8 protein-coding genes, 2 tRNA genes and 3 rRNA genes are annotated in these 14,482 nt (G+C 44.9%); 1 reads left to right on the plus strand and 12 read right to left on the minus strand.

What is annotated here, in order from left to right:
• Positions 1-240 precede the first annotated feature (240 nt).
• The 12 genes from rrf to dusA all read right to left on the minus strand — a co-directional run bounded on the left by rrf (position 241) and on the right by dusA (position 13,032).
• A 5S ribosomal RNA gene (gene rrf, locus G5S32_RS13095) occupies positions 241-356 on the minus strand.
• Between the two features lie 127 nt (positions 357-483).
• Positions 484-3,373 (minus strand): 23S ribosomal RNA (locus G5S32_RS13100).
• A 348-nt stretch (positions 3,374-3,721) separates the two neighbouring features.
• Positions 3,722-3,797: transfer RNA gene (locus tag G5S32_RS13105), tRNA-Ala, on the minus strand.
• 35 nt (positions 3,798-3,832) lie between these two features.
• Positions 3,833-3,909: transfer RNA gene (locus G5S32_RS13110), tRNA-Ile, on the minus strand.
• Positions 3,910-3,977: 68 nt separating this feature from the next.
• Positions 3,978-5,520: ribosomal RNA gene (locus tag G5S32_RS13115) — 16S ribosomal RNA — on the minus strand.
• Together the 16S, 23S and 5S rRNA genes with 2 tRNA genes alongside form the textbook arrangement of a ribosomal RNA operon.
• 564 nt (positions 5,521-6,084) lie before the next feature.
• Entirely contained in the window at positions 6,085-6,861 is a 777-nt protein-coding gene (locus G5S32_RS13120; RefSeq protein WP_165312400.1) for a phosphoadenylyl-sulfate reductase, read from the minus strand.
• Positions 6,854-8,587 carry an assimilatory sulfite reductase (NADPH) hemoprotein subunit gene (cysI, locus tag G5S32_RS13125; RefSeq protein ID WP_165312401.1) on the minus strand — a complete coding sequence of 578 codons (1,734 nt, stop codon included), beginning with the start codon at positions 8,585-8,587 and terminating at the stop codon, positions 6,854-6,856. Before cysI ends, G5S32_RS13120 begins: the two co-directional genes overlap by 8 nt.
• Complete coding sequence (locus G5S32_RS13130) at positions 8,587-10,440, minus strand: assimilatory sulfite reductase (NADPH) flavoprotein subunit (protein ID WP_207621585.1); 1,854 nt, start codon at positions 10,438-10,440, stop codon at positions 8,587-8,589. Before G5S32_RS13130 ends, cysI begins: the two co-directional genes overlap by 1 nt.
• 96 nt (positions 10,441-10,536) lie before the next feature.
• Entirely contained in the window at positions 10,537-10,767 is a 231-nt protein-coding gene (locus G5S32_RS13135) for a hypothetical protein (RefSeq protein ID WP_165312403.1), read from the minus strand.
• A gap of 142 nt (positions 10,768-10,909) precedes the next feature.
• Entirely contained in the window at positions 10,910-11,575 is a 666-nt protein-coding gene (locus G5S32_RS13140) for a TIGR04219 family outer membrane beta-barrel protein (RefSeq protein ID WP_165312404.1), read from the minus strand.
• A gap of 86 nt (positions 11,576-11,661) precedes the next feature.
• On the minus strand, positions 11,662-11,871 hold the full coding sequence (gene pspG, locus G5S32_RS13145) for an envelope stress response protein PspG (protein WP_165312405.1): 210 nt from the start codon (positions 11,869-11,871) through the stop codon (positions 11,662-11,664).
• A 177-nt stretch (positions 11,872-12,048) separates the two neighbouring features.
• Positions 12,049-13,032 carry a tRNA dihydrouridine(20/20a) synthase DusA gene (gene dusA / locus G5S32_RS13150; protein ID WP_165312406.1) on the minus strand — a complete coding sequence of 328 codons (984 nt, stop codon included), beginning with the start codon at positions 13,030-13,032 and terminating at the stop codon, positions 12,049-12,051.
• A gap of 251 nt (positions 13,033-13,283) precedes the next feature.
• On the opposite strand from dusA, the gene G5S32_RS13155 reads away from it, so the two are divergent.
• Entirely contained in the window at positions 13,284-14,366 is a 1,083-nt protein-coding gene (locus G5S32_RS13155) for a site-specific integrase (protein ID WP_165312407.1), read from the plus strand.
• Positions 14,367-14,482: the final 116 nt, after the last annotated feature.

A 14,482-nucleotide genomic window follows, 5' to 3' on the forward strand; every position in this document is an offset into this window, starting at 1 on the left:
CAATTGGTCACTCAGTTCATTGAAACCTAATTTGAAACCGAAGTTTCTAATTTGATTTTCATCAACGAGTGCCCACACAGATTGATAGGTTTAAATTGTTAAAGAGCTTTGCTTTCAGTGCCTTAGCACCTGGGCAGGTGCGCGTATATTACGCTTCATGCTTTGAAAGTCAACATAAAATTCTAAGTTTTATTAAAACTTTATGGTGACTTCTTCCTATTGGAAGAAGCAGAAATTAAAGCCTGGCGATGTCCTACTCTCACATGGGGAGACCCCACACTACCATCGGCGCTAATTCGTTTCACTTCTGAGTTCGGCATGGAATCAGGTGGGTCCAAATCGCTATGGTCGCCAAGCAAATTCTGTTTTTGATTTCACTTTTTATAAAAAAGTGGAAACCAACAAATCGGAAAGCTGTTTAGTGTTCTCTACACATTCAATTCTGCTCTTGCTTTGAGTCCATCAAAACCCCTTGGGTGTTGTATGGTTAAGCCTCACGGGCAATTAGTACAGGTTAGCTCAATGCCTCACAGCACTTACACACCCTGCCTATCAACGTTCTAGTCTCGAACAACCCTTTAGGACACTTAAAGTGCCAGGGAGAACTCATCTCAGGGCTTGCTTCCCGCTTAGATGCTTTCAGCGGTTATCAATTCCGAACTTAGCTACCGGGCAATGCTACTGGCGTAACAACCCGAACACCAGAGGTTCGTCCACTCCGGTCCTCTCGTACTAGGAGCAGCCCCCTTCAATTCTCCAACGCCCACGGCAGATAGGGACCGAACTGTCTCACGACGTTCTAAACCCAGCTCGCGTACCACTTTAAATGGCGAACAGCCATACCCTTGGGACCGACTTCAGCCCCAGGATGTGATGAGCCGACATCGAGGTGCCAAACACCGCCGTCGATATGAACTCTTGGGCGGTATCAGCCTGTTATCCCCGGAGTACCTTTTATCCGTTGAGCGATGGCCCTTCCATTCAGAACCACCGGATCACTATGACCTGCTTTCGCACCTGCTCGAATTGTCATTCTCGCAGTCAAGCGGGCTTATGCCATTGCACTAACCACACGATGTCCAACCGTGTTTAGCCCACCTTCGTGCTCCTCCGTTACTCTTTGGGAGGAGACCGCCCCAGTCAAACTACCCACCAGGCACTGTCCTCGACCCGGATAACGGGTCTGAGTTAGAACATCAAACATACAAGGGTGGTATTTCAAGGACGGCTCCACACAAACTAGCGTCTGCGCTTCAAAGCCTCCCACCTATCCTACACATGTAGGTTCAATGTTCAGTGCCAAGCTGTAGTAAAGGTTCACGGGGTCTTTCCGTCTAGCCGCGGGTACACTGCATCTTCACAGCGATTTCAATTTCACTGAGTCTCGGGTGGAGACAGCGTGGCCATCATTACGCCATTCGTGCAGGTCGGAACTTACCCGACAAGGAATTTCGCTACCTTAGGACCGTTATAGTTACGGCCGCCGTTTACCGGGGCTTCGATCAAGAGCTTCGCGTTACCGCTAACCCCATCAATTAACCTTCCGGCACCGGGCAGGCGTCACACCGTATACGTCATCTTACGATTTTGCACAGTGCTGTGTTTTTAATAAACAGTTGCAGCCACCTGGTATCTGCGACTCTCATCAGCTCCATCCGCGAGGGACTTCACCGTCAAGAGCGTACCTTCTCCCGAAGTTACGGTACCATTTTGCCTAGTTCCTTCACCCGAGTTCTCTCAAGCGCCTTGGTATTCTCTACCCGACCACCTGTGTCGGTTTGGGGTACGATTCCTTACAATCTGAAGCTTAGAGGCTTTTCCTGGAAGCATGGCATCAATGACTTCACTACCGTAGTAGCTCGACATCGTGTCTCAGCCTTAAAGAGAGCCGGATTTACCTAACCCTCAAGCCTACGCACTTGAACCTGGACAACCGTCGCCAGGCCCACCTAGCCTTCTCCGTCCCCCCATCGCAATTGTAAGAAGTACGGGAATATTAACCCGTTTCCCATCGACTACGCCTTTCGGCCTCGCCTTAGGGGTCGACTCACCCTGCCCCGATTAACGTTGGACAGGAACCCTTGGTCTTCCGGCGAGGAGGTTTTTCACCCCCTTTATCGTTACTCATGTCAGCATTCGCACTTCTGATACCTCCAGCATGCTTTACAACACACCTTCAACGGCTTACAGAACGCTCCCCTACCCAATATCCTAAAGGATATTGCCGCAGCTTCGGTTTACTACTTAGCCCCGTTACATCTTCCGCGCAGGCCGACTCGACTAGTGAGCTATTACGCTTTCTTTAAATGATGGCTGCTTCTAAGCCAACATCCTAGCTGTCTGAGCCTTCCCACATCGTTTCCCACTTAGTAGTAATTTGGGACCTTAGCTGGCGGTCTGGGTTGTTTCCCTCTCCACGACGGACGTTAGCACCCGCCGTGTGTCTCCCGGATAGTACTTACTGGTATTCGGAGTTTGCAAAGGGTTGGTAAGTCGGGATGACCCCCTAGCCTTAACAGTGCTCTACCCCCAGTAGTATTCGTCCGAGGCGCTACCTAAATAGCTTTCGGGGAGAACCAGCTATCTCCGAGTTTGATTGGCCTTTCACCCCTAGCCACAAGTCATCCGCTAATTTTTCAACATTAGTCGGTTCGGTCCTCCAGTTGATGTTACTCAACCTTCAACCTGCCCATGGCTAGATCACTCGGTTTCGGGTCTATATCCAGAGACTAAACGCCCAGTTAAGACTCGGTTTCCCTACGGCTCCCCTATACGGTTAACCTTGCCACTGAATATAAGTCGCTGACCCATTATACAAAAGGTACGCAGTCACCCCACGAAGAGGCTCCTACTGCTTGTACGTACACGGTTTCAGGTTCTATTTCACTCCCCTCACAGGGGTTCTTTTCGCCTTTCCCTCACGGTACTGGTTCACTATCGGTCAGTCAGGAGTATTTAGCCTTGGAGGATGGTCCCCCCATATTCAAACAGGATATCACGTGTCCCGCCTTACTCGTTTTCACTTAAAATGACATGTCGGTTACGGGGCTATCACCCTGTATCGCGGCACTTTCCAGAGCCTTCACCTGTGTCATTAAAAGCTTAAGGGCTAATCCAATTTCGCTCGCCGCTACTTTCGGAATCTCAATTGATTTCTTTTCCTCGGGGTACTTAGATGTTTCAGTTCTCCCGGTTCGCCTCTTTACCCTATGTATTCAGGTAAAGATACATGCTTATGCATGTGGGTTTCCCCATTCGGAAATCGTAGACTCAAGTGGCTTTTACTGCCTAATCTACGCTTATCGCAAGTTAATACGTCCTTCATCGCCTCTGACTGCCAAGGCATCCACCGTGTACGCTTAGTCACTTAACCATACAACCCCAAGAGGTTTCTATTTGCTTTCACTTTTCAAAAGTGAAGACAAAAAGGCGTATGGCAAACAACCAAGGTTTAGTTGTCTCTCATTATTTGAATGAGCGAGAGACATTTCGATTTTGCCGGACTCAAATATGAATACTTACTTAAAAAGTAAGATTCCCAAGAACACTTGAATGTGTATTGGTACCTAATCACTCTTTATTAAGAGAAATTAGGATTTGAGAACTTTTAATAAATAACAATTCAATCAAAAATTGTTATTTGTCAGCTTTCCAAATTGTTAAAGAGCAAGTTTTCTATTGAAAACCATTTTTAAAAGCACTCATCGAATGCACTTAAAGATGGTGGAGCTATGCGGGATCGAACCGCAGACCTCCTGCGTGCAAGGCAGGCGCTCTCCCAGCTGAGCTATAACCCCATCAGGTGTCGATACTTCAATTTCACAAGGAATATTGGTGGGTCTGAGTGGACTCGAACCACCGACCTCTCGCTTATCAGGCGAACGCTCTAACCACCTGAGCTACAGACCCAGTATCGTCTCTTAAACTTACTTAAACCTAATCAATCTGTGTGGACACTCATCAAGAGAATCTTTACGTAAGGAGGTGATCCAGCGCCAGGTTCCCCTAGCGCTACCTTGTTACGACTTCACCCCAGTCATGAACCACAAAGTGGCAAGCGTCCTCCCGAAGGTTAAACTACCTGCTTCTTTTGCAGCCCACTCCCATGGTGTGACGGGCGGTGTGTACAAGGCCCGGGAACGTATTCACCGTGACATTCTGATTCACGATTACTAGCGATTCCGACTTCATGGAGTCGAGTTGCAGACTCCAATCCGGACTACGACGCACTTTTTGGGATTCGCTTACTCTCGCAAGTTCGCTGCCCTCTGTATGCGCCATTGTAGCACGTGTGTAGCCCTACTCGTAAGGGCCATGATGACTTGACGTCGTCCCCACCTTCCTCCGGTTTATCACCGGCAGTCTCCCTGGAGTTCCCGACATTACTCGCTGGCAAACAAGGATAAGGGTTGCGCTCGTTGCGGGACTTAACCCAACATTTCACAACACGAGCTGACGACAGCCATGCAGCACCTGTCTCAGAGTTCCCGAAGGCACATCAACGTCTCCGTCGACTTCTCTGGATGTCAAGAGTAGGTAAGGTTCTTCGCGTTGCATCGAATTAAACCACATGCTCCACCGCTTGTGCGGGCCCCCGTCAATTCATTTGAGTTTTAATCTTGCGACCGTACTCCCCAGGCGGTCTACTTAACGCGTTAGCTCCGAAAGCCACGGCTCAAGGCCACAACCTCCAAGTAGACATCGTTTACGGCGTGGACTACCAGGGTATCTAATCCTGTTTGCTCCCCACGCTTTCGCATCTGAGTGTCAGTATCTGTCCAGGGGGCCGCCTTCGCCACCGGTATTCCTTCAGATCTCTACGCATTTCACCGCTACACCTGAAATTCTACCCCCCTCTACAGTACTCTAGCTTGACAGTTTCAAATGCTATTCCGAGGTTGAGCCCCGGGCTTTCACATCTGACTTAACAAACCACCTGCATGCGCTTTACGCCCAGTAATTCCGATTAACGCTCGCACCCTCCGTATTACCGCGGCTGCTGGCACGGAGTTAGCCGGTGCTTCTTCTGTAAGTAACGTCAAACAATGCCGCTATTAACGACACTGCCTTCCTCCCTACTGAAAGTGCTTTACAACCCGAAGGCCTTCTTCACACACGCGGCATGGCTGCATCAGGCTTGCGCCCATTGTGCAATATTCCCCACTGCTGCCTCCCGTAGGAGTCTGGACCGTGTCTCAGTTCCAGTGTGGCTGATCATCCTCTCAGACCAGCTAGGGATCGTCGCCTTGGTGAGCCCTTACCTCACCAACTAGCTAATCCCACCTAGGCATATCCTGACGCGAGAGGCCCGAAGGTCCCCCTCTTTGGCCCGTAGGCATCATGCGGTATTAGCTATCGTTTCCAATAGTTATCCCCCACATCAGGGCAATTTCCTAGGCATTACTCACCCGTCCGCCGCTCGCCACCCAAGGAACAAGTTCCCCTGTGCTGCCGCTCGACTTGCATGTGTTAGGCCTGCCGCCAGCGTTCAATCTGAGCCATGATCAAACTCTTCAATTTAAGATTTTGTCGACTCAACGAATACTGATTCATATCTTACGATATGTGAATTGACTGTGCTCGATACCTTTTCTTTTAAAGAAACTGTATCAAATTGGTCACTCAGTTCATTGAAATCTAAATTTGAAGCCGAAGCTTCTAATTGATTTTCATCAACGAGTGCCCACACAGATTGATAGGTTTAAATTGTTAAAGAGCGGTGCTTCTAAGAAGGTTTCTTCTCGAAGCGGAGGTGCATTCTAGCGAGATAATTGTCAGTGTCAAACACTTTTTCAAATTTTCTTTTTAGAAGTCTTATCCTCTTCCAACATCAGCTGAAGCCTTGCGACGTCTGCCGTGTCAGTGAGGTGGCATTATAGGGATCTAAATCACACTGGCAAGCATTATTTTGCAAAAAATACAGAAATAACGCTTAACAGGAGAAAACATAACCAAAGCCCTATTTATTCAACTTTACCCCAAAGTTGAATACAAGTTATCCACAGAGTTATCCTTTTTCGGTACCCAAACTTTCTCTATTTCTGTAATAAAAAAGCTGCTCACGCAGCTTTTTTATTTAGTATGTTAGATCCCAGAACCGTTATTTTCCTGAGAATCGTCTTCATGCAAGCCACATTCTCGCTTCAATCCAAAGAAACGGGTCTCTTCTTCTGCCATGCCTGGTTCCCATTTACGGGTGGTGTGTGTATCACCGACCGACAGGTAACCTTGTTCCCATAGCGGATGGTAAGGAAGGTCATTATCTTTTAGGTAATAGTGGACATCTTTATTTGTCCAGTCGATTACAGGGAGAAACTTAAACACGCCGTTCTGTACAGCTAATATAGGCAATGTCGCTCTGGATTGAGCCTGATCTCGACGTAATCCTGAAAACCAAACACCTACCGATAGCTCATCTAATGCTTTGCGCATTGGCTCTACTTTATTAAGACGGTTGTATTGTTCGATTCCCTTTACCCCCTGCTCCCAAAGCTTACCAAAACGAGCTTCTTGCCAAGCTGGTGTCAGATCAGATTTGTAGATTTTCAGATTCAGGTTTAGACGTTGCGTTAGCTCATCAATAAATTGGTACGTTTCTGGGAACAAATACCCAGTGTCGGTTAAGACTACTGGGACATCTGCTTTAACGCTGGATACTAGATGAAGCATTAAAGCAGCTTGAATACCGAAACTTGAAGATACTGCATGAGTACCCGACAAGTTATCGAATGCCCATTTCACTCGTTCTTGAGCAGTTAAGCTTTCGAGATAAGCATTTACCTCAGCAAGACGGAGTGTTTGTTCTACTTTCGTCAGAACGAGCAATTCTGACAAATCAGGCACAATGACAGTATCAGGCATAAAAGTCTCTCTTAGATACAACGACCTCTTCTATAATCCCAGTACGGATAGTGAAATCACCAAAGCTTTCGCCAACTTCACGCTCTTGAGACCAACGACCCACTAACTGATCGATCTCTTCTAAGATCTGTTGCTCAGTAATGTTCTCTTTATACATCTTAGGAATGCGAGTACCCGCTCTGTTACCACCTAGATGTAAGTTATAACGACCAGGAGCTTTACCGACCAAACCGAGTTCTGCCAACATCGCACGTCCACAGCCATTTGGACAGCCCGTTACACGCAAAATAATATTGTCTTCTTTTGGTAGGTTATGTTTTGCGAGTATCCCCTCAACATCAGTAACAAAAGAAGGTAGGAAACGTTCTGCTTCTGCCATGGCTAATGGACACGTAGGGAAAGCAACACACGCCATTGAGTTCTTACGCTGCTCACTGACAGAATCATCCATCAAACCATGTTCACGCGCTATCTTCTCAATGACATCTTTTTGATCTGCTGGCACACCAGCAACAATTAAGTTCTGGTTTGCTGTCATGCGGAAATCACCCTGGTGGATCTTCGCAATTTCAGCCACACCCGTTTTTAGAGGTTTACCCGGATAATCAAGTAAACGACCATTCTCTATAAATAGAGAGAGATGGAACTTGCCATCAATGCCTTCTACCCAACCTATACGATCACCACGTTCAGTGAATTCATAAGGACGGCTCACTTCAAATTGGATTCCAGCACGCTTTTCTACTTCTGCTTTAAATACGTCAACACCAACGCGGTCTAATGTGTATTTGGTTTTCGCATTCTTACGGTTTGAACGGTTACCCCAATCACGCTGAGTTGTAACCACTGCCGCCGCTACATCGAGCGTTTTGTCTACAGGAATGAAACCAAAGTCATCGGCGCGACGAGGATAAGTCGAATTATCACCATGCGTCATAGCGAGGCCACCGCCCACCAGCACATTAAAGCCCACCAGCTTACCGTTATCGGCAATAGCGACAAAACTCAAATCGTTAGCGTGTACATCAATGTCGTTATGAGGAGGGATGACAACCGTTGTTTTGAACTTACGAGGAAGATAAGTGCTTCCTAGAATAGGTTCTTCGTCGGTAGTTTCTACTTTCTCACCATCTAACCAAATTTCGGCATAAGCACGCGTTTTTGGTAATAAATGTTCACTGATTTTCGCTGCCCACTCATAAGCTTCTTGATGTAACTCAGATTCCACAGGGTTAGAAGTACATAACACGTTACGGTTAACATCACCCGCCGTCGCGATTGAATCAATACCAATGCTATTGAGCGTTTGGTGCATCAACTTAATATTTGGCTTTAACACACCATGGAACTGGAAGGTTTGACGAGTCGTCAAACGAATGCTTCCATACATAGTGTGCTCTGAAGCAAACTTATCAATAGCTAGCCACTGTTTCGGCTGGATAATACCGCCAGGCATACGTGCACGAAGCATCACATTATGTAATGGTTCCAGTTTTTGCTTAGCACGCTCGTTACGGATATCACGATCATCTTGTTGATACATACCGTGGAAACGAATTAACTGAAAGTTGTCAGCCGTGAATCCACCTGTAATACGATCTTGCAGATCTTGCTCGATCGTACCGCGAAGGAAATTACTTTCTCTCTTTAAACGCTCGTTATCCGAAAGAGGACCAAGCACTTCGCCTAATACTTCTTGGCTGTTGTTTTCGATTTTAGTGCTCATTAGTACACATCCCTTTGGTAACGTTTCGCTTTGCGAAGTTCATTCAAATACTCTTCAGCCTTCTCGCGAGTCAGGCCACCTTGTTGCTCTGCAACAATCACTAATGCTTCATGGACATCTTTCGCCATGCGAGTGGCATCACCACAGATATAGATGTAGGCGCCATCTTGCAGCCATTCCCAAACTTGCTCTGCCTGCTCAAGGATACGATGTTGCACATACACTTTTTCATGTTGGTCGCGGCTAAATGCCACATCCAAACGACTTAAAGCACCAGACTTCAGATATTTCTGCCACTCAACTTGGTATAAGAAATCTTGGGTAAATGTACGGTCACCGAAGAACAACCAGCTCTTACCTTCTGCTCCTCGGTTATCACGCTCTTGAACAAAGCTGCGGAATGGTGCAATACCAGTACCCGGACCGACCATGATGATTGGCGTAGAGTCATCCTGTGGTAGCTTGAAGTTATTATTGTGCTCAATAAACACTTTAACTTCATCGCCCTCTTCCAGTCTGCGACCTAAGAAGCTAGACGCTCCGCCTTGACGAACTTCTTCACCTTGTTCGTATTCAACAATGCCGACAGTGAGGTGTACTTCTTCTTCCACTTCAGACTGACTGGATGCAATAGAATAGAGACGAGGAGTTAAACGACGTAGCAAAGATACCAACTCCTGAGCAGACAACTTGGTGTGTTGCTCATTTAATACATCAATAACTTGAGTGTTCGACGCGTATTCACGAAGTTTGTCTTTATCAGCCACTAGAGCTTGTAGCTTTTCACTGCCCGATAGCTCAGCAAACTTAGTAACAAGTTGAGGATTAGCGCCCGTGATTTCATATTTGCTAACGAGTGCGCTATGAATAGAGAGACTTTCGCCATCAACATCTACACTTTCAACGCCCGATAAACCTACTGCGCCGGCAATAGCATTAGCCAGTTCTGAGCTGTTTTCATACCAAACACCTAGCGCGTCACCTGGTTGATAAGTTAGACCAGAGCCTTCTAAGTCAATTTCGATATGACGAACGTCTTTTCCTGAGTCACGACCAGTGATTTTTTGACTCGTCAGTAATGTAGCCGTATATGGATTTTGTTTCGTGTATTGAGAGTGGGAAGCCGCTGCCTGACCTACAGGTAGCTGAACCACTTCTGCTTGAGTACTCGCTAGTGAAGCTTTCACTACTTCAAGAGCTTTTGCACGCCATTGCGTAGCTGGCTGGTCGTAATCCACATCGCAATCAACGCGATCAATAAAACGTTTAGCGCCTAGCTTTTCCAGGAATGCATCAAAGTCTTTACCTGTTTGGCAGAAAAACTCATAACTGGAATCGCCCAACCCAATCACACCGTATTCTAAATTCGGTAATTTAGGCGCTTTCTTTGATTGCAGGAATTCATGTAGCTCCAGAGCATTATCAGGAGCTTCACCTTCACCGTTGGTGGAAGCCACAAAAATAACGTGGGTCTCTTTCGCTAAGTCTTTACCTTTGTAATCACTGGCATCAAACAAACGCACAGCAACACCTGCCGCTTGCGCTTCATGCTCTAACGCCTCTGCCACACCTTTAGCATTACCCGTTTGAGAAGCATAAATAATGGTGAGTTGACTATCTGGTTTCGCCGCAGCTACCGCTGAGGCTTGAGTAATAAGAGGATTGGTTGCCGTAGATTGAGATTGGCTTAACCCCCAAAAATAACCGCTCACCCAAGCTAATTGCTGAGGTGATAGTTGTGAAACTGTTTGTTGCAGTTGGTTTAACTGCGAGTCGTTTAGTGGGCCAGTTAAACTAACCAGCTCTTTTGGTATGGTATTTCCTGAAGACATTGTCACGACTTCCTTATTCATTGCGTGACGATAGATTAACCACTCTCCTTAATAACAAGAAAGAATAGAAGAGAATGTTTTATAACTTTTTGGAAGTAAGAAGATGAAATTTCAATCTCAAATGGATTCTACCCTGACTTGTTTAAAGCCTACCGCCATCGCCGATTTAGAAGCTAAATCCAAATCTGCATAGTGGCACTCTTCACCGCTAGCGTTTGTTAACAGTACAAAACCACCCGCTTGATGGCGAAATTCCACTATCCACGCCCCTTCGTGAGCAGAAGGCTCAATGATTGCTTCCACCAGCTTCTTCTCACGATATAAGTTTCTCAGTTCTGTGATTGTCATTCCTTATACTCTCACCAAGCTAAGTCCACTCAATAAGCATGGCTCAATAATGATGAAGTGCTAAATAACAATAAGAAATATTTCTTCAGCAATAAACGCAAAAAAGCCACGGCTTGCGTGGCTTTCTTTTTTAATACAACAATTAAAACTTAAATTGAGTCCCGAGAAACCAACCATCAGCAAACACATAAGACATGTCAGTATCTGGTGAGTCTGTAGCTAAATCCGTAAATTCTAAGTCAATCACTCGGTAGCCACCTCTAAAAGAGAGCTCACCCGCTTGCAAAGGAAGCACGTATTGAACCCCTGCAATCACATCTGAACTTTTAATGCTATCGCTATTGCCGAACTCAAATTGACCAATGATGTCAAAGTTGGTATCTGGCACCGAAATTTCAGCATGTGCATACCAGTTAAAAGTCATATCATCGAACGAGTATTTCTGACCATCTTTCGCTTTATAATCACTGCTCGCATACTGAGTCATTGAAATACCCGCATCAAACGTCATCAACTCACGATCTAAAATGTTGTAATAGAAAGTGTAATCGTACTTATCATAAGACGCATAATCAGCGTCTAGATTAGTGTAACGAATACTCATGTTAGGCAAATATGGCAATTGATGCTCAACCGCCAAATTCAATACAGGAGAGTTAGCATCATCACGGCGTGTATTATCAATTTTAGTGCTTGGGAACCACATATCAGCGGCTACCTTGACATCCACTAAAGAATCGGCACACCAAGCAGGAGCCGAGCCCATCATTAATAAAGAGGTAAATACGGCTACGATAGGTTTATTCATCCTATTTTGCTCCAAAAATTTTTTCACTAGCTAATAAACGTGATAGTAGCATATTACCTATGAGGGAAAACTCATATTCGTCAGATTTAACGTGGCGCTTTATCTCCCTGACGGAATACCCACACAACAAACGCTATCAGTATCACCCATGGTAACAATTTAATTGCCATACCAAACATACCAAGTACCAGCATTACCAATATCGATAACCCAATAGCAGCAAACACACTCATCAGTGTTAGTCCTGTCACCAGTAATGTCGCCACAAACACTAATATAAAAATAATCTCGAACATGATTCACTCTCCTCTTAGCAATGCTTTTTTCATCACGCTACAGAAGCATTAGCAGTATTCATTCCAAGTTACAAATAAACATAACAGACTGAATTTTAATAACAAAAAAGCCAACAAATCGATTTTTTGTTGGCTTTTTTACAAAGTGGGGTGAAATTCACTAACTAGTGGTGAAATTTACACGCCTAATTCTTGATATGGGATTTTAGCTAAAGCCGCTTCAACAACTTCAATACCAGCACCCTGCTTATGTGCATTCTCACTGATGTAACGACGCCATTGACGGGCACCCGGCATATTCTGGAACATGCCTAGCATATGGCGAGTGATATGACCAAGATAAGCACCTTGTGATAGCTGTTGCTCGATATATGGGAACATTTCAAAAATCACTTCAGAACGCTTTTTCACTGGTGTATCTAAACCAAAGATTTGCTGATCCACTTCGGCCAAAATATAAGGACTTTGGTAAGCTTCGCGGCCAATCATCACACCATCGAGATGGGCCAAGTGCTGTTTCGCTTCTTCTAAACTCTTCACGCCGCCGTTGATGGCAATGTTTAAATGTGCAAAGTCTCGTTTGATTTGATAAGCGCGGTTGTAGTCCAACGGTGGTATTTCACGGTTTTCTTTTGGGCTCAATCCACTCAACCATGCTTTACGAGCGTGAATAGTAAAATGTTCACAGCCACCTTTTTCTGAAACGATGGTAATGAAATCGGTCAGGAACTCGTACGAATCCAGATCATCGATACCAATACGTGTTTTTACCGTCACAGGCACATCAACCACATCTTTCATCGCAGCAACACAATCGGCAACTAACTGAGGTTCAGCCATTAAACATGCTCCAAAGCGACCATTTTGCACACGGTCTGATGGGCAGCCTACGTTCAGGTTGATTTCATCGTAACCACGTTCTTGAGCTAGCTTGGCACAGTGCGCAAGATCAACCGGATTCGAACCGCCTAACTGCAACGCCAATGGATGTTCTTCTTGGTTATAAGCAAGAAAATCACCTTTGCCATGAATGATCGCACCAGTCGTCACCATTTCGGTATACAACAAAGTTTGCGATGTCATTAGACGGTGGAAGTAACGACAATGGCGGTCAGTCCAATCGAGCATCGGAGCGACAGATAATCGGAATGATGGATACATATGAAAAACCTCTTTTAATTTCAACTACATAGTTCACAACATACCGCTTAGCGTCCTAACACATTTCATCCGGTTTTAGCCATTTTGCGCATAAAGGGACAAATCAGGGACATACTAAGGGACAAAATATCGCTCCCGATAGTTATAAGGCGGTGGATTATACATACCCTATTACTTTGCTTCAATTGCAAACAGAAAGGGCACATTACTTCATCACTTCGAAACTCATACAACAACATCTGAGGTTCGAAATGACAAAAGCCATTATTGAAAAAGTCACAACAAAAAGTGGGTTCAAGTATAAAGCACGAGTTCGATATCAACTCCCAAACAAAAAACGTTTTGAAAGAGCTAAAACCTTTAGCAAAAAAAATCATGCTCAAAAATGGGCACAAGAACTAATTAAGCAAATAGAGTCAAATGGACTCCCAATAGAAGATACCTGTAAGAGCATTCTAATTGGTGATTTAATATCCCTTTACCTTGTAGACCCTTTCACATCTCGTGGCATAGGAAGATCAAAACGCGCAGTATTACAAAGACTTCGTACCTACGATATTGCTTTAATCGAAGCAGATAAGCTAACAGCAAATCACATTGTTCTGCATTGCAAAACTAGACTGGAAGAACCAACAAAACCGCTTCCACAAACGGTTTACCACGATGTAACTTACCTTCGAAGCGTAATTAATGTTGCTGAAACTATGTTTGGCTACAAAGCAAATCTAAGAGCACACGAGGAGGCTATTCCAACTCTAATAACCTACGGTTTAATTGCACGTAGTAATAGCAGAGAACGACGGCCAACTCTCTCAGAGTTGCAAAAGATAGAGGAAGGATTACGAAAACGTCAGACCCATAGATCCTCGAATATACCCCTCGTGGATATATTTCACATTTCAATATATACATGCATGCGTATAGGTGAGATTTGCCGTGTTACATGGGAGGATTTGAACATTACCGCATCAACACTAACCATTAAGAACCGTAAAGATCCTCGTATCAAGCAAGGAAATCACTGCACAATTCCGTTATGTGAAGAAGCATTAAATATCATTATAAAGCAAAATAAAGTCAACGGAGAAGAACGAATCTTCCCTTTCAAACCGCAGTCTATCGGTGCTGCATGGCAGCGAGTATGTAAAGAACTGAAGATTGAAAACTTACACTATCATGATCTCCGAGCTGAAGGGGCTTGTCGCTTGTTCGAACAAGGATTAAACATTATCGAGATATCAAAAATTACCGGGCATAGAGACATTAATGTCTTAAATAATGTTTATTTACGTTTAGGCGTTCAAGCTTTGCACTCTCATTCACCATTAAAGTAAAGATTACCAATAGGCTATTTAACAGATAGCCTATTTTCTCAAATTTGATATTTCACGTAACAGTAAAAAGAATACTTGTATCAAAAAATAGTATTTTAACCCAAAAAACAAACTTA

The sequence above is a fragment of the Vibrio ziniensis genome, assembly GCF_011064285.1.
Lineage (GTDB): Bacteria > Pseudomonadota > Gammaproteobacteria > Enterobacterales > Vibrionaceae > Vibrio > Vibrio ziniensis.

Bases quoted from the DNA above. Each gene is read 5' to 3' on its own strand.
- G5S32_RS13120 (WP_165312400.1), bottom strand. From the start codon at position 6,861: ATGCCTGATACTGTCATTGTGCCTGATTTGTCAGAATTGCTCGTTCTG.
- cysI (WP_165312401.1), bottom strand. From the start codon at position 8,587: ATGAGCACTAAAATCGAAAACAACAGCCAAGAAGTATTAGGCGAAGTG.
- G5S32_RS13140 (WP_165312404.1), bottom strand. From the start codon at position 11,575: ATGAATAAACCTATCGTAGCCGTATTTACCTCTTTATTAATGATGGGC.
- G5S32_RS13130 (WP_207621585.1), bottom strand. From the start codon at position 10,440: ATGAATAAGGAAGTCGTGACAATGTCTTCAGGAAATACCATACCAAAA.
- dusA (WP_165312406.1), bottom strand. From the start codon at position 13,032: ATGTATCCATCATTCCGATTATCTGTCGCTCCGATGCTCGATTGGACT.
- G5S32_RS13155 (WP_165312407.1), top strand. From the start codon at position 13,284: ATGACAAAAGCCATTATTGAAAAAGTCACAACAAAAAGTGGGTTCAAG.
- G5S32_RS13135 (WP_165312403.1), bottom strand. From the start codon at position 10,767: ATGACAATCACAGAACTGAGAAACTTATATCGTGAGAAGAAGCTGGTG.
- pspG (WP_165312405.1), bottom strand. From the start codon at position 11,871: ATGTTCGAGATTATTTTTATATTAGTGTTTGTGGCGACATTACTGGTG.